Raw genomic sequence first — 15628 nt, forward strand, 5'->3', positions numbered from 1 at the left:
TCAACCGCCTTCGAACCATCCCTTCAGGCGGTCTCGAAAACTCTGGATCAGCGGCTCTCTGGACCGTCCGCGTCGCAGAGCGAGGGAAAACGGCGCCTGATAGCCGAAGGTCGCCGGCAGCAATACCTTTAGCCGCTTCTGATCCACCCAAAATTGCGCGTAGTGCTCCGGCAGATAGCCGATATAGGCGCCGGACAGGACCAGAATCAGCTGGGCTTCCATCGACTCGACCGTCGCCGCGCTGTGCTTGAACCCGTGCCGCGCCAGTTCCGCCTGGCTCCAGTAGCCACGTCCGACCATGCGCTGCTGGGTGATGATTTCGGCCGGAATACGCCGCTGCTCGAAGAGCTCATGACGGTCGCTGCAATACAACCAGTGCTGTTCGCGGTACAGCGCCTGATACATGAGGCCGTTCATGCGCACGGAGAAGGCGCCGATGGCCAGGTCCAGTCGGTTTTCCTGCACGCCCAGTTGCAACTGCGCCGGGCTGAGCACCGAGAGGTGCAGGTGCACGGCGGGGTGCTCCTTGCTGTACGCGCCGATGACGTCCGCGAGGGGCAGGGCCGGATCGCTCACAGTGGAATCCAGTACGCCGAGATTTAGGGTCCCGCGCAGTTCGCCCTTGAGCGCGGCGCTGTACCGCTCGAAACCTTCAAGTTCGGCCAGCAGCCGCAGGGTTTCCTGATGAAAGAGTTCGCCTTTGCTGGTGAGGCTGAAGCCCCCGCGACCGCGGTGGCAGAGCACCAGGCCCAGCTGCGTTTCCAGCTGGCTCATGTAGGTGCTGATCGCCGACGTGGAGAGGTTGAGTTCCTGCTGCGCGGCGGCGAAACCCTGATGGCGTACTACGCAGGCGAAAATGCGCAGCAGTTTGAGGTCGGGCAGGGCAGTGGACATCGAGAGGGCTCCGGGCAAGGGCAAGACGATTCGTGCGGCAGTCTATCCGCTGTTAGTTCAGAAATCTCTGAACTAAGTATTTGCCGCCAGCGATTCTTCCGCCAACAACCGCGCACCAGAATCGGGCCACTTCAATGACTTCAAGATGAGGCCACCTAGTGGACACGACTTTCCACCAGCCCCTGGGCGGCAACGAGATGCCCCGTTTCGGCGGTATCGCCACCATGCTGCGCTTGCCCCATGTGCAAGCGCCTGAAGAACTTGACCGTCTGGACGCGGCATTCATAGGCATTCCGCTGGACATCGGCACCTCGCTGCGCTCCGGCACCCGCTTCGGACCGCGCCAGATCCGCGCCGAGTCGGTGATGATTCGTCCCTACAACATGGCGACCGGCGCTGCGCCTTTTGACTCGCTGAACGTGGCGGACATCGGCGATGTGCCCATCAACACCTTCAACCTGCTCGAAGCGGTGCGCATCATCGAGCAGGAATACGACCGGATCCTGGGGCACGGCATCGTGCCGCTGACCCTGGGCGGCGACCACACCCTGACCCTGCCGATCCTGCGCGCCATCCACAAGAAGCATGGCAAGGTCGGCCTGGTGCACATCGATGCGCATGCCGACGTCAACGACCACATGTTCGGCGAGAAGATTGCGCACGGCACCACGTTCCGCCGTGCGCAGGAAGAAGGCTTGCTGGACAGCGACCGCGTGGTGCAGATCGGTCTGCGGGCGCAAGGCTATACCGCCGAGGATTTCAACTGGAGCCGCAAGCAGGGCTTCCGTGTGGTGCAGGCAGAGGAATGCTGGCACCGCTCGCTGACGCCACTGATGGCCGAGGTGCGCGAGAAAGTGGGCGGGGGACCGGTGTATCTGTCGTTCGATATCGATGGCATCGATCCTGCTTGGGCTCCGGGCACCGGCACGCCGGAAGTGGGCGGTCTGACCACCATTCAGGCGCTGGAAATCATTCGTGGCTGCCAGGGGCTGGATCTGATCGGTTGCGATCTGGTCGAGGTGTCGCCTCCGTATGACACCACCGGCAACACCTCGTTGCTGGGCGCGAACCTGCTGTACGAGATGCTCTGCGTGCTGCCCGGCGTGGTGCGTCGATGAACGTCGCGACCCAGAGCCGTGAAACCGAAGTTCTGGAGGCGGCGCGGAATCTGGTGAGTGCCTTTGCCAGCAATGACACGGCCCGATATTTCGACTGTTTCAGCGAGAACGCCAGCTTTGTGTTTCATACCCTGGCCGAGCCGCTGACCTCGCGGGCGGCTTACGAGGCTTTATGGCGCCAGTGGCAGGCCGACGGTTTTGCGGTGCTGGGTTGTGAGTCGAGCAACGCACACGTCGACGTGCACGGCGATGTGGGAATTTTCATTCATGACGTGGCGACCCATGTGCGAGTCGGCAACGAGGAGCTGCGCCTCAAAGAGCGCGAGACAATCGTGTTTCGCCTCGAAGGCGAGCGCTGGCTGGCGTGGCATGAGCATTTGTCTGAGGTACTGAGCTGAGCACTGGTGAGTGCCAGCCGCATAACAATAAATCGCTTTAACCCTCCGCCCGGGGTCAACGGGCGGCCATAAAGGGTCAGCGTGCCTGCGCTGGCCTTACAACAACCGTGACAGGCGCTGGAGCAACACATGAGTCATTCGACGCGTACTCAAACCCGGATTGAAACCTTCGGTGTCGAACAGATACCCGACAGTCAACGCCACGCTTCCCCTATCGATCTGTTTCGGCTGATTTTCGGCGGTGCGAATACCTTCGCCACGGCGGTACTGGGCAGCTTCCCGGTGCTGTTCGGATTGTCGTTTCAGGCCGGCGCCTGGGCGATCATCCTGGGCGTGACGCTCGGCGCACTGATCCTCGCGCCGATGGGCCTGTTCGGCGCCATCAACGGCACCAACAATGCGGTTTCTTCCGGCGCGCATTTTGGTGTGCACGGGCGCATCGTAGGCTCGTTCCTGTCGCTGCTGACCGCAGTGGCGTTCTTTTCCCTGTCCGTCTGGAGTTCCGGCGATGCACTGGTAGGCGGCGCGCAGCGGCTGGTGGGCCTGCCGGAAACTGACTTCAGCCTGGGGCTGGCGTACGGGTTGTTCGCGGTGCTGGTGCTGGCGGTCTGCATCTTCGGCTTCCGCTTCATGCTGTGGGTGAACAAGATTGCGGTCTGGGCATCGAGCCTGTTGTTCCTGCTGGGCATCCTGGCGTTCGGCGGCGCGTTCGACGCCAGCTATGCCGGTAGCGTCAATCTCCAGCAGCCCGGCTTCTGGGCAGCGTTCATCGGCGCGGCGTTACTGGCGATGAGCAACCCGGTGTCGTTCGGTGCGTTTCTGGGCGACTGGTCGCGCTATATACCGCGTGACACCTCTAAGACCCGCATCATGTTGGCGGTACTCGCCGCTCAGGCCGGCACGCTGATTCCGTTCCTGTTCGGGCTGTGCACCGCCACCCTGGTGGCGACCCAGGCGCCGCAGTACATCGAGGCCAACAATTATGTCGGCGGCCTGCTGGCGATCTCGCCGGTCTGGTTCTTCCTGCCGGTCTGCCTGATCGCCGTGATCGGCGGCCTGTCGACCGGCACCACCGCGCTGTATGGCACCGGCCTGGACATGTCGAGCATGTTCCCACGCTTGCTCAGCCGCGCCGGCGCGACCTTGCTGATCGGTGTGGCGGCGATTGCCTTCATTTTCATCGGCCGCTTTACCTTCAACCTGGTGCAGAGCGTGTCGACCTTCGCGGTGCTGATCATCACCTGCACCAGCCCGTGGATGATGGTGATGATCCTGGGGATGATCAGCCGTCGCGGTTTCTACCATGCCGATGACTTGCAGGTCTTCAGCCGTGGCGAGCGAGGCGGGCGCTACTGGTTCCACCACGGCTGGAACTGGCGCGGCCTGGGCGCGTGGATTCCAAGCGCGGCGGTGGGTCTGTGCTTTGTCAATCTGCCGGGGCAGTTCGTCGGACCGCTCGGCGAACTGGCCGGTGGTATCGATATCAGCCTGCCGATTACCCTGGGCCTGGCGGCGCTGCTTTACCTGACCCTGCTGCGCACCTTTCCGGAGCCTGCGTCAGTGTACGGCCCCAAAGGCGCGCACCCGATGCTCGGCCGCAAGGCCCTGAACGCCACTCAGCCAGCCACCGCCCATCCGTGATCCGCGCCGTGCCCAGGCGGGCACGAACGCCGAGGCTTGCCCATGAAACTTGAAATATTTCGTACGCTCTGGGGATATCGCGGCACCTGGCAACAGGCGCTGCTGGAGACTCGCACGGCTGGTTTCGACGGTTTCGAAGCCCGCATTCCCGACGATGCCGCCGAGCGCGCGGCGTTCGCGGCGTTCCTGCGGGACAATCAGGTGCCCTACATCGCGATCCTATTCACCTCGGCCGCCGTCCTGCCGGTGCAGTCGGCGACGCCGGCCGAGCACTTGGCCGACTTTGCCCGCAAGTTGCAACTGGCGGCTGAGCTGGAACCGCGTTTCGTCAATGTGCTGGCGGGCAACGACCGTTGGCCGCTGGCCCGGCAGGTGGATTTCTTCGGCGAGGCACTGGAGATCGCACACCGCAGCGGCATGACCTGCAGCTTTGAAACCCATCGGGCGCGGTCGCTGTTCAATCCGTGGCTGACCCTGCAATTGATCGAACAGGTCCCGAATCTGCGTTTCACCAGCGACATCAGCCACTGGGTGGTGACCTGCGAGCGCCTGCTCGACGATCCGGCGGACGACCTGAGTGCCTTCGTCGAACGCGTGCATCACATTCAGGCCCGCGTCGGCTACGACCAGGGGCCGCAGGTGCCGCATCCCGGTGCGCCTGAACACGCGGCCGCGCTGGCGTTTCACCAGCGGCACTGGGAAGCGATCTGGCGCTCGCAACAGGCCCGAGGCTTTACCGGCACCACGCTGACGCCGGAATTTGGCCCCGATGGCTATTTGCAGCATTTGCCGTTCACCGATGTGCCGGTCGCCGATCTGTGGAGCCTCAACGCCTGGATGGGCCGCACCGAGCGCGAACATTTCACCGCTTTTTCCAACCGCGCGGAGAGGGTGCTTCCATGACTGAACGTGCTGCTTTCACCCGCATCCCCGTCGTCGACATCCAAGGACTGTTCAGCGAGCGCCTGGAAGACCGCCAGGCCGTTGCCGGAGCGCTGGGCGAAGCCGCCCGGCGCGTGGGTTTTCTGTACATCACCGGCCATGGCATCGCGCCAGAGCTGATCGACGATCTGCATCGCGCCGCCGAGCAGTATTTCGACCAGCCGCTGGACGCCAAGATGCGTCATTACATCGGCACCTCGCAGACCCATAAAGGCTTCGTCCCCGAGGGCGAGGAGGTGTACGGCACCGGCAAACCGGACCGCAAAGAGGCGTTCGACATCGGCTTCGAAGTCCCCGCCGACAACCCGCTGGTGCTGGCCGGAACGCCGCTGCTCGGGCCGAACGACTGGCCGACGCTGCCAGGTTTCCAGCCGGCGGTGCAGGCTTACTACCAGGCGGTATTCGCGCTGGGACACCAGTTGTTCCGGGGGTTCGCGCTGGCGCTCGGGCTGGATGAGCACGCGTTCGATGACATGGCCCGGTTCCCGCCCTCCAAGCTGCGCCTGATTCATTATCCGTTCGACGGCGATGCGCAGGACGCGCCGGGTATCGGCGCACACACCGATTACGAGTGTTTCACCATCCTCAAGGCCGACCAGCCGGGGCTGGAAGTGATGAACGAGCAGGGCGAGTGGATAGACGCGCCCCCGGTAGACGGCGCTTTCGTGGTCAATATCGGCGACATGCTGGAAGTGATGACCGCCGGCGCCTTCGTCGCCACTGCCCACCGGGTGCGCAAGGTCCGGCAGGAGCGCTATTCGTTTCCACTGTTCTACGCCTGCGACTACCACACCGAGATCAAACCCTTGCCTCAGTTCGCGGACAGCGAGCAGAGCTACGCGCCCATCACCATTGGCGAACACATGTGGGCCCAGGCCCTGCAGACCTATCGATACCTGCGCCAGCGTGTGGCGGACGGGCAGATTGCCTTGCCGCAGCACGCCAGAAAGCCTTCAAGCTTCGGGCACCTGAAAAACCAGAACGTGACTTCTTGACCTGCCTTTTCCCTCAATCTGGAATGACGACTATGCCAAGCACCACGTTTTCGAGCCTTGCCGCTGCCCTGATCCTGGGCGCGACCCTGTCCGCGGGCAGCGCCCAGGCTGCTCTCACCGCCACGCCCGGCACACTCAAGGTCGGCATGGAGATCTCTTATCCGCCGTTCGAATCCTACGACGGCGACAAGGTAGTCGGCTTCGACCCGGAAATATCGGCCGCTCTGGCCAGGCAACTGGGTGACCTCAAGGTCGAGTTCGTCGACACACGGTTCCCCAACCTGATCCTGGGTCTGAACGCCAACCGCTTCGACACCATCATTTCCGGAATGTACATCACCGAGGAACGTACCAAGCAGGCGGAAGCCATTCCGTACGCGCAGGTTGGCGCAGCGATCATGGTGCGCGGTGACAGCACCGCCAAACCGCAGCAACCCGAGGACCTGTGCGGCCTGAAAGTCGGCCTGCAGCAGGGCACCAACTGGATCAACCAGCTCAAGGCGGTATCGGCCGATTACTGCGTCAAGCAGAACAAGAGCGAAATCGCGATCAGTGAGTTCCCGACCACGGCTGAAGCCTCCCAGGCGTTGATGTCCGGCAATATCAAGGCGCACCTGGAAATTTCCGCCGCCGCGAAAATGATCGTCGACAAGGCCCGCGGCAGGATCGTGATCAGTTCGGAGAAATCCCTCTATCCCCAGACGCTAGGCATCTACGTGAAACGTGGCAATGCCGAGCTGCTGGAAAAACTGCGCAGCGTCGTCGAGACCTACAAGCAGAGCGGCGAGTACGGCGAAATGCTGAAGAAGTACAACCTCGAACCGGCTTGATCCGAGGCAGACAGACAAACGTGGCGGGAGCCCGTGGGATGAAGATCCGCCTCGCGCTCCCGCACGGCCTGTATACCGGCGCACGCTAGCGCCGCACGGTACAGGCTTCGCCAACCATCTGCTGCGCCGAGGTCATCATGGCATTCGAATGGGCCTATTTTTTCTCGCTGTTTTCCGTCCAGGCGTTCTGGCAAGCCTGCCTGACGGTGATTCAACTCAGCACGCTGTCCTGGACGCTGGGCCTTGCGCTCGGCTTTTTGCTGGCCAGCGCCAAGTTGTCGACCCATGCCTGGCTGCGCGTGCCGGCGAGCCTGTATATCTGGCTGTTTCGCAGTATCCCGCTGCTGGTGCTGCTGGTATTCGTCTATAACCTGCCGCAGCTGTTTCCGGCCGCTGGCGGCGTGCTTTCGCAACCTTTCTATTCAGGACTGATCGCGCTGGTGCTGACCGAAACCGCGTACATGGCCGAGATTCACCGGGGCGGTCTGCTGTCGGTGCTCAAGGGCCAGCGTGAAGCAGCCAAGGCGCTTGGCATTCGCGGACTGGGCGCGCAGCGTCTGGTGATCATTCCCCAGGCAATCCGTATCTCGTTGCCGACCCTGACCAACGAATACGTCACCATCGTCAAACTCACTTCACTGGTCTCGGTCATTTCGCTCAGCGAGTTGCTGCTGGTCGGCCAGCGCCTGTACGCGCAGAACTTCCTGGTGCTGGAAACTTTGGCAGCGGTGGCCGTGTATTACGTGCTGATTGTCACTCTGTTCGGGTGGCTGTTGCAGTGGGCCGAGCGTCACCTGGACCTGTCGCGCAAGAATGCGCAGACCCTGGACGGCGCGCAGACACAGGCTCTGCGTCAGCCGGCCGGCGCGGGCAAGCCCCGTTGCGAGCCGGTGGCCGGGCAGCCCGACGCGCTGATTTTGCGCGACATTCACAAGCGCTACGGCAACCATGAAGTGCTCAAGGGCATCGACCTGACCGTCAGACCTGGCGAAGTGATTTCCATCATCGGCCCGTCCGGTTCAGGCAAGACGTCGCTGATCCGCACCATCAATAGCCTGGAGAGCATCGATCGCGGCGAAATCGTGCTGTTCGGCGACGAGTACATCACGGCAGGCCGGCGCGACGACGCCGCCGTGGTTCGCCAGGGCATCAGGCGGATAGGCATGGTGTTCCAGAACTTCAACCTGTTCCCGCATCGCACCATCCTCGATAACGTCATCCTCGCGCCGCGTTATCACGGGCTGGCGAGCGCGGACCAGCTGCGCCGCAAAGGCCATGCCTTGCTGGACCGGGTCGGGCTGCTGGCCCACGCCGACAAGTATCCGCACCAACTGTCCGGTGGTCAGCAGCAGCGGGTGGCGATCGCCCGCGCGCTGGCGATGGAACCGGACATCATGCTGTTCGACGAGCCGACTTCGGCACTGGACCCCGAGTTGGTAGGCGACGTGCTCAACGTGATTCGCGACCTTGCGGCCGAGGGCATGACCATGCTGATCGTGACTCACGAAATGGACTTCGCGCTGTCGATTTCCGACCGCATCGTGTTCATGGAAAACGGCCATGTGGTCATTGACGCTTCCCCTGCGGCGATCCGTCATCAGGGCGACCCTCGGGTCCGGCGCTTCATCGGTCTGGAACAGGAGTGCGCAGCATGACGACCTGCGGAGAGTTTCTCGTCAGGCAACTGCATGCCTGGGGCGTCGACACGGTGTTCGGCATTCCCGGTGTGCACACCGTCGAACTGTATCGCGGGCTGCCCGACAGCGGCATCCGCCATATCACACCGCGCCACGAGCAGGGCGCGGGCTTCATGGCCGACGGCTATGCGCGGGTCAGCGGTCGGCCCGGTGTGTGCTTCATCATCACCGGCCCCGGCATGACCAATATCCTCACCGCGATGGGCCAGGCCTATGCCGACTCGATTCCGATGCTGGTCATTTCCAGCGTCAACGAACGCAGCCGGCTGGGACTGGGCAACGGCTATCTGCACGAGCTGCCGGACCAGCGCGCGATCGTCGCCGGAGTCAGCGCCTTCAGCCATACGCTGATGAGCGTCGATGAGCTGCCCGCCGTTCTGGCCCGCGCCTTCGCCGTATTCGACAGCCTGCGGCCGCGCCCGGTACACATCGAACTGCCGCTGGACATCATCACCGCCAGCGCCGCGCATCTGGCGGTGTCGCCACGCCGGCTCCTCGCCCGGCCATCACCCGACCGAGCTGCAATCGCAGAAGCGGCGGCCCGCCTGCGCGCGGCACAACGCCCGCTGTTGTTGCTCGGCGGCGGGTGCGTCGAAGCCATGGAGGAAGCACGAGAGCTGGCGCTGCGCCTGGATGCGCCGACTGCCCTGACCATCAATGCCAAGGGTCTGCTGCCGGCCGGCCACCCACTGCTGGTGGGCAGCAATCAGTCGCTGGTGCCGGTTCGAGAGCTGGCGCTGGACGCCGACGTGGTGCTTGCCATCGGCACTGAACTGGGCGAGACCGATTACGACGTCGTGTTCGACGGCAATTTCAGCATCGGCGGCGAGTTGATTCGGATCGATATCGACGCCGGACAGTTGACCCGCAATCATGCGCCGAGCCTGGCGATTCTCGGCGACGCGGCCCAGGCGATGCGTGCGTTGATCGCCGAATTGCCGGTGCGCGCCGTTCAGGCTGACAGCGCCGGCGCACAGCGGGCAGCGCAAGCTCGCGGCCAGCTGGCGGAGGCGTTCAGCGGCTGGGCCCATTATCAGAAGCTGTTCAACTGCGTGCTGGAGGTGCTGCCCGATGCGCGCTTCGTCGGCGATTCGACGCAGACGGTGTACAGCGGCAATCACCTGGTCGAGCTGGACAGCCCGCGTCGCTGGTTCAACGCGTCCACCGGCTACGGCACGCTGGGCTACGGCTTGCCCGCGGCGCTCGGTGCCCGACTGGCCGATACCAGCAGGCCGGTGATCAGCCTGATGGGCGACGGCGGCATTCAGTTCACCTTGCCGGAACTGGCGAGCGCCGTGGAAGCGCGGATCGCGATCATCGTGCTGCTGTGGAATAACCAGGGCTATGGCGAGATCAAGCGCTACATGGAGCGCCGGGACATTACGCCGCTGGGGGTGGACATCTACACCCCGGACTTCCTGGCAATCGCACGCGGGTTCGGCTGCATGGCCGAACGCGCCCGCGATCACGCGCACCTGCAGGCGTTGCTGCGTGAAGCGCCGGATGACCGGCCGCTGATCATCGAGATCGACGAAGCAGCGCCGTTTGCGCCTTGACCGCGCACAGATTTCAGAGGGAGCTTTACCATGAACACCCCGCACTACATCAACGGCACCTGGCAGGCAGGAGAGGGCAGCGACGTGCTGACCGTTCACAATCCTGCTCTCGGCCGGCCGTTCGCCGAACTGATCGCTGCGAGCAGCGCGCAGGTCGATCAGGCCGTCCGCGCAGCTCGTGCCGCGCTGCCTGGCTGGAAAACCGTCTCGATTGGCGAGCGAGCCACCTTGCTGCGCGGCTTTGCCGACGGGCTGACCCAGCGCCGTGAAACGCTGATCGAGCTACAAATGCGCAATAACGGCAAGCCCCGGCACGAGGCCGAGGTGGACCTGGACGACGCGGTGGCGACGTTCATGTACTACTCGCAACTAATCGAAAGGCAGCCCGCCGACCGCGAGGTCGAACTGTCCGCGCCTGGCTTCACGTCCCATACCCGCCTGGAGGCGGTAGGCGTGGTCGGGCTGATCGTGCCGTGGAATTTCCCGCTGGTCACCAGCGCCTGGAAAATCGCCCCGGCGGTGGCCGCCGGTTGCACTCTGGTGTTGAAGCCTTCGGAAGTCACGCCGCTGATCGAGCGGCTGTACGGCGAGATTGCCGACGATCTGGGCCTGCCCGCCGGCGTACTGAATATCGTCAGCGGAAAAGCCGACACCGGAGCGGCGCTGAGCAATCATCCGGGGCTCGACAAGTTGTCGTTCACCGGCAGCAACGGCGTCGGCCGCGAGGTGATGCGCAGCGCGGCCGAATACTGTCGACCGGTGACCTTGGAGCTGGGCGGCAAGTCGGCGTTCATCGTGTTCGACGACTGCGACCCGGATCAGGCTGTGGAATGGATCGTCGCCGGCATCTGCTGGAACGCCGGGCAGATGTGCTCGGCCACCTCGCGGCTGCTGATCCAGGACGGGATCGCCGACGCACTGGTTCCCCGGCTACAGGCGGCCTTCGAAGCGCTGCGGGTGGGCAACCCGCTCACCGAAGAAACCGACATGGGTCCGCTGACCAGCGAGGCCCAATGGCGCAAGGTACGCGAGTATTTTGCAATCGCCGAACAGGAAGGCCTGCAGCGCCTGACCGGTGGCGCGGCCCTTGCCCGAGACGGCTGGTTCGTCAGCCCGACGCTGTACCAGGATGTGCCGGCGACCAGCCGTTTGTGGAACGAAGAGATCTTCGGCCCGCTGCTGTGCACCCGACGCTTCAGCACCGAACAGGAGGCTATCGACCTGGCCAACGACAGCCGCTTCGGTCTGGTCGCGACTGTCGCGAGCCGCGATGTGGCCCGGGCCGAGCGGGTGGCCGATGCGCTGGAGGTCGGCCATGTGTGGATCAACTCGATTCAGGCCGTGTTCGTCGAAACCTCATGGGGCGGAACCAAGGCCAGCGGTATTGGACGAGAGCTGGGGCCGTGGGGATTGTCGGCGTATCAGTCGGTGAAACATGTGACGCGGAGTACGGGATGAAAAACCCGTAAGCGCTTTCGGGTCTGGGGCCAACGCGCGTCCTGGAACCGAAGCCGCGGCGGCCGTTTAGGCAGCGCTATGGATCCATGGCGCTGATTTGCGCCTCATAGATCTTGATCTGCGATCTACCGGCGCGTTTGGCCTGGTAGAGCGCCTCATCCGCATGGCGCAGAAGCGAGTGAACGTCATTACCGGCCTCAGGATAGAACGCGATCCCGATGGATGAGGTCGTGTGAATCCGCTGACCCTTGAGACACCACAAACGGCTCAAGGCGTCGCATAACCGCCTGGCGACTGCGAGTGCCTGGCCCCGATCCGTATGAGGCAGGAACGCAACGAACTCGTCACCGCCGATGCGCCCGAACAGATCGTTATCCCGCAGGCAGCGCCGCGTTCTCCCGGCAAACGCGATCAGCAGCTCGTCACCGATCTCGTGGCCCATCTCGTCATTGATCGTCTTGAACCGATCCAGATCCATATAGACGAGCGCCGAATACGCGGGGTGAGCGGGATTCATCGCAGCTGCGTCGAGCGCGGACGAGATCAGATCGAGAATCCCGCGCCGGTTCGGGATCCCGGTCAGGACGTCCATGTGCGCAAGGCTTTTGAACCGCTCCTCGCTCGCTTGCAAAGCCGTTTCGGCAAGCTTTCGCTCGGTGATGTTGCGGCTGACGATGATGAGACGGTGGCGAGTCCCGTCAGGGTTGAAGGAAGGGGTCTTTATCACCTCCCAGGTATTGATCCGCCCATCCGGCCCCGTGAACGACTTTTCGATCAGAGTGGCCGATCGGTTTTGCCACGCAAGGGCATCTGTCTCGATATTGCGTGCAAACCCGTCCGCAAATCGCGGACGCAGGGTAAGCAACTCAAGATCAGTGACCCCCAGATAGTCAAATCCATCCATTTCGTAGGCTGCCAGGGCAGTCTGGTTGCAGAAAAGCCACCGGCCGTGTCCATCCTTTACGACGATGAATTCCTGGATAGAATCCAGGAGCGCCGTGAAATCAACGTGATCAGAGTGGGAGGGCATGACGGGCGTCACCGGTGAGGCGCAGGTTGCAGTGCCCTGTTATCGGCTGGTTGTGTACAGGCTGTATGCCGACTGTCGAAGGCTTCTGTAGTGGGCAGGGGGGCTGGTTCCCACAGGGCGGCGGTAACCCGAGATAAGGGCGTCACTGCGGTGCACCGTTGAGGCCTCGTACGGAACCCTGCAACCCGGAGTCATTATGTTGTGCATCTTGCATATGCGATGATTGCGGCACAGGCCGCGAGTACGGGCGCAAGGAGCTGCGAAACAGCGCTCCGGCCAGCGCTTGCACCCGTCCACCGGCACTCTGTAAACCCCGAACCTATTGCCAACAACCTGGGTAGCTATTGACGCTGCCCGGCTCCCGAGACGTCGCTCATGAAGCTGGACACCACTGAAATCGGATCTTTGGAGTTTCTGTCGGGCGGCGGCGACATGGGGGAACGGATCCGGGGCCACGACTGGAGCGCAACAGCTCTCGGGCACCCGGCGGGTTGGCCGCAGTCACTGCGCTCGGCTGTAAGCATCTGTCTACACTCAAGCTTCCCTACCGCGATTTATTGGGGTGATGAGCTTTGCCTCATCTACAACGACGCATGGGCACCGATTCCAGCAGAAAAGCACCCACTGGCCCTGGGGCGTCCCGCGAAAGAGGTATGGGCAAGTATCTGGCATGTAGTGGGTCCTCAAATGGAAACCGCGATTGAGAATGCCGAAGGCTTTTCGGTATACGACCAGATGCTGCCAATGGATCGGGGCGCCGTAGTTCAGGAAACGTACTGGAACTACAGCTTCACCCCTATCCGTGGCGAGAATGGGCGCGTTGCGGGAATTCTCAATCAAGGCCATGAGGTCACCGATCGCATTCTGGCTGAGCGGCGACGGGCAGAGGAACTGATCCGACAGAGACGGATGTTTGAACAGGCGCCGGGATTCATCACGATCCTGAGCGGCCCGGAACACCGGTTTGAGTTCGTGAATCAGGCATATATTCGATTGTTTGGCGACCGGGCATTTATCGGAAAAACGATTTACCAGGCTTTTCCCGAGCTCGCCGGACAGGGGTTTTATGAGTGGCTGGACACCGTTTATCAGTCAGGTACACGGCTTGTGCAGCAGGGGACGCCCATCAGGCTGGAGCATCCCGGCTCGTCAAAGGAAGAGCGTTATCTGGACTTCATTTATGAACCGCTTCTGGATGAGTCGGGAACGGTTACCGGGATTTTCTGCGAAGGGTACGACGTTACCGAAGCTTACCTTTCTCGCGCAGCGCTGGAGGCGAGCGCCGCAGCTCTGCGCGAGGAAACTCATACCCTCGAAACGCTCAACCGTGTAAACGCCGCGCTGGCTGGGGATCTGGATCTCAAGCGGCTGGTTCAGACGGTCACCGATGCCGGGCGAGAGATGACGGGGGCCCGGTTCGGGGCATATTTCCATAATGTCGCAGGCGACAACTTTGATCTCTTCACGCTATCAGGGGCCCACGCCCGCGACTTCGCTCATTTGCCGGCCCCGAGAGCCACACCCGTTTTCGCTCCAACGTTTCTCAACCAGGGAGTTATTCGATCCGACGACATCCTGGCTGATCCGCGTTATGGCAGGGCTTCGCCCTACCATGGGCTCCCGGCGGGGCATTTGCCGGTCCGTAGCTACTTGGCCGTATCCGTTGTGTCCCGTTCAGGCGAGGTTCTGGGGGGGCTGTTCTATGGTCATCCTGAACCGGGGTGCTTCACACCGCGCCACGAAAAGCTGATGTCAGCCCTCGCGTCTCAGGCCGCCATCGCAATTGATAACGCGCGGCTTTTTCAGGAAGTGCAAAGAACCAACGAGACGCTGGAACAGCGCGTGGAGACCCGTTCGCAAGAGCTTGCGTTGGCCCATGCTGCATTGCAGCAAGCTCAAAAGATGGAAGCGGTAGGCCAGCTTACTGGCGGAATTGCCCACGACTTCAACAACCTCCTTGCTGGAATCATCGGCAGTCTGGAAATGATTGAACGGCGCGTCAGCCAAGGACAGCCAGGTGATCTTGATCGATATGTGGGCGCAGCCCGCGACTCCGCCAATCGAGCGGCCGTACTGACCCAGCGCCTGCTGGCGTTTTCTCGACGACAGACACTCGACCCAAAACCTACAGACGTCAACCGACTGGTAATGGGCCTGGAGCAGCTAATCTCCACAACGATTGGCCCCTCCTTCAATCTGAAGACCATTATGGCCCCCGATCTGTGGTTAACCAGGATCGATGCGCCCCAGCTTGAGAGCGCTCTGGTGAACCTGGCCATCAACGCCCGCGATGCCATGCCTGAAGGCGGCGAGATCATCATTGAGACGTCGAACCTCAGCGCTCCCAGCGTGGCTCATCCAGACGCGCATCTCCCTGAAGGGGAGTTTGTGAAAATCAGCGTGAAAGATTCAGGGACGGGGATCGCGCCCGAAATTCTGGACAGGATCTTCGAGCCGTTTTTCACGACCAAACCCATCGGCCAGGGAACCGGGTTAGGGCTCTCGATGATCCATGGATTCGTAAACCAGTCGGGGGGCCGGGTACATGCGGAGTCGGCGCTCGGCCTGGGAACCAACATTTCGGTTTACCTGCCGTGCTACAGTGGCATGATTGAAACGGCTGCTGCACCGGTGCCAGAGGAAACCCTGCACAAAGGGTCCGAGACGATCTTGCTCATCGACGACGAAGCTAATGTGCGAATGCTCATGGCTGATGCTCTCGCCGAGCAAGGGTATGCGGTGAAGGCTGCGCAAGATGGCGCCTCCGGGATTCGCGTTCTGGAGTCGCTGGAGTCGATTGACGTGCTGGTGACAGACGTCGGGCTGCCGGGTGGCATGAATGGAAGACAGGTCGCCGATATGGCCCGATCCATGTTTCCAGGCCTGAAGGTGCTCTTCGTTACCGGGTATGCCGAAAAAGCGGCCCTGGATGCCGGGCACCTGGAGCAGGGCATGGCCGTGCTGGCTAAACCTTTCAGCATGTCCGGGTTGACGACAAAAGTGCGGGAGATGCTTGATGACGCCTAAACGACACCGGGTGGACGGCGCCCGGAGGCAGGGCGTCCGAGC

The 15628-nt window shown here is 62.5% G+C and carries 12 protein-coding genes; 10 read left to right on the plus strand and 2 right to left on the minus strand.

The annotated features are described in order from the left end of the window. Nucleotides 1–894, minus strand: a complete 894-nt coding sequence (locus TRP66_RS00340; protein ID WP_333399332.1) for a LysR family transcriptional regulator — start codon at nucleotides 892–894, stop codon at nucleotides 1–3. A gap of 158 nt (nucleotides 895–1052) precedes the next feature. Here TRP66_RS00340 and speB point away from each other — a divergent pair, with 158 nt between their 5' ends. The 9 genes from speB (at nucleotide 1053) to TRP66_RS00385 (ending at nucleotide 11529) form a co-directional block, all read left to right on the plus strand. After that, nucleotides 1053–2012: an agmatinase gene (gene speB / locus TRP66_RS00345; RefSeq protein WP_333399333.1), complete on the plus strand. Its 960-nt coding sequence runs from the start codon at nucleotides 1053–1055 to the stop codon at nucleotides 2010–2012. Further along, a complete protein-coding gene (locus TRP66_RS00350) occupies nucleotides 2009–2410 on the plus strand; it encodes a nuclear transport factor 2 family protein (RefSeq protein WP_333399334.1) in 402 nt (133 codons plus the stop codon). Before speB ends, TRP66_RS00350 begins: the two co-directional genes overlap by 4 nt. A gap of 129 nt (nucleotides 2411–2539) precedes the next feature. Continuing rightward, nucleotides 2540–4051 carry a purine-cytosine permease family protein gene (locus TRP66_RS00355; protein ID WP_333399335.1) on the plus strand — a complete coding sequence of 504 codons (1512 nt, stop codon included), beginning with the start codon at nucleotides 2540–2542 and terminating at the stop codon, nucleotides 4049–4051. Between the two features lie 42 nt (nucleotides 4052–4093). Continuing rightward, on the plus strand, nucleotides 4094–4954 hold the full coding sequence (locus TRP66_RS00360) for a sugar phosphate isomerase/epimerase family protein (protein ID WP_333399336.1): 861 nt from the start codon (nucleotides 4094–4096) through the stop codon (nucleotides 4952–4954). Next, a complete protein-coding gene (locus TRP66_RS00365; protein ID WP_333399337.1) occupies nucleotides 4951–5988 on the plus strand; it encodes an isopenicillin N synthase family dioxygenase in 1038 nt (345 codons plus the stop codon). Before TRP66_RS00360 ends, TRP66_RS00365 begins: the two co-directional genes overlap by 4 nt. A gap of 32 nt (nucleotides 5989–6020) precedes the next feature. Continuing rightward, the gene (locus tag TRP66_RS00370; protein WP_333399338.1) at nucleotides 6021–6818 is read left to right on the plus strand and encodes a transporter substrate-binding domain-containing protein; all 798 of its coding nucleotides are present in this window, start codon (nucleotides 6021–6023) and stop codon (nucleotides 6816–6818) included. A 137-nt stretch (nucleotides 6819–6955) separates the two neighbouring features. Continuing rightward, nucleotides 6956–8473, plus strand: coding sequence for an amino acid ABC transporter permease/ATP-binding protein (locus TRP66_RS00375; protein ID WP_333399339.1), 1518 nt, complete (start codon nucleotides 6956–6958; stop codon nucleotides 8471–8473). Beyond that, on the plus strand, nucleotides 8470–10071 hold the full coding sequence (locus TRP66_RS00380; protein ID WP_333399340.1) for a 5-guanidino-2-oxopentanoate decarboxylase: 1602 nt from the start codon (nucleotides 8470–8472) through the stop codon (nucleotides 10069–10071). Before TRP66_RS00375 ends, TRP66_RS00380 begins: the two co-directional genes overlap by 4 nt. A gap of 30 nt (nucleotides 10072–10101) precedes the next feature. Then, nucleotides 10102–11529, plus strand: coding sequence for an aldehyde dehydrogenase family protein (locus TRP66_RS00385; protein WP_333399341.1), 1428 nt, complete (start codon nucleotides 10102–10104; stop codon nucleotides 11527–11529). 76 nt (nucleotides 11530–11605) lie between these two features. On the opposite strand, the gene TRP66_RS00390 is transcribed toward TRP66_RS00385, so the two are convergent. Further along, nucleotides 11606–12559 carry a GGDEF domain-containing protein gene (locus tag TRP66_RS00390; RefSeq protein WP_333399342.1) on the minus strand — a complete coding sequence of 318 codons (954 nt, stop codon included), beginning with the start codon at nucleotides 12557–12559 and terminating at the stop codon, nucleotides 11606–11608. A 375-nt stretch (nucleotides 12560–12934) separates the two neighbouring features. On the opposite strand from TRP66_RS00390, the gene TRP66_RS00395 reads away from it, so the two are divergent. Next, nucleotides 12935–15586 (plus strand): GAF domain-containing hybrid sensor histidine kinase/response regulator, encoded by a 2652-nt coding sequence (locus TRP66_RS00395; RefSeq protein WP_333399343.1) that lies wholly within the window; start codon nucleotides 12935–12937, stop codon nucleotides 15584–15586. The last annotated feature ends 42 nt before the right edge of the window (nucleotides 15587–15628 follow it).

Source organism: Pseudomonas sp. JDS28PS106 (assembly GCF_036706555.1).
Classification (GTDB): domain Bacteria; phylum Pseudomonadota; class Gammaproteobacteria; order Pseudomonadales; family Pseudomonadaceae; genus Aquipseudomonas.

Excerpts from the sequence above, each read along its gene's own strand:
- TRP66_RS00340 (WP_333399332.1), bottom strand. The coding sequence starts at position 894 with ATGTCCACTGCCCTGCCCGACCTCAAACTGCTGCGCATTTTCGCCTGC.
- TRP66_RS00350 (WP_333399334.1), top strand. The coding sequence starts at position 2,009 with ATGAACGTCGCGACCCAGAGCCGTGAAACCGAAGTTCTGGAGGCGGCG.
- TRP66_RS00355 (WP_333399335.1), top strand. The coding sequence starts at position 2,540 with ATGAGTCATTCGACGCGTACTCAAACCCGGATTGAAACCTTCGGTGTC.
- TRP66_RS00360 (WP_333399336.1), top strand. The coding sequence starts at position 4,094 with ATGAAACTTGAAATATTTCGTACGCTCTGGGGATATCGCGGCACCTGG.
- TRP66_RS00365 (WP_333399337.1), top strand. The coding sequence starts at position 4,951 with ATGACTGAACGTGCTGCTTTCACCCGCATCCCCGTCGTCGACATCCAA.
- TRP66_RS00370 (WP_333399338.1), top strand. The coding sequence starts at position 6,021 with ATGCCAAGCACCACGTTTTCGAGCCTTGCCGCTGCCCTGATCCTGGGC.
- TRP66_RS00375 (WP_333399339.1), top strand. The coding sequence starts at position 6,956 with ATGGCATTCGAATGGGCCTATTTTTTCTCGCTGTTTTCCGTCCAGGCG.
- TRP66_RS00380 (WP_333399340.1), top strand. The coding sequence starts at position 8,470 with ATGACGACCTGCGGAGAGTTTCTCGTCAGGCAACTGCATGCCTGGGGC.
- TRP66_RS00385 (WP_333399341.1), top strand. The coding sequence starts at position 10,102 with ATGAACACCCCGCACTACATCAACGGCACCTGGCAGGCAGGAGAGGGC.
- TRP66_RS00390 (WP_333399342.1), bottom strand. The coding sequence starts at position 12,559 with ATGCCCTCCCACTCTGATCACGTTGATTTCACGGCGCTCCTGGATTCT.
- TRP66_RS00395 (WP_333399343.1), top strand. The coding sequence starts at position 12,935 with ATGAAGCTGGACACCACTGAAATCGGATCTTTGGAGTTTCTGTCGGGC.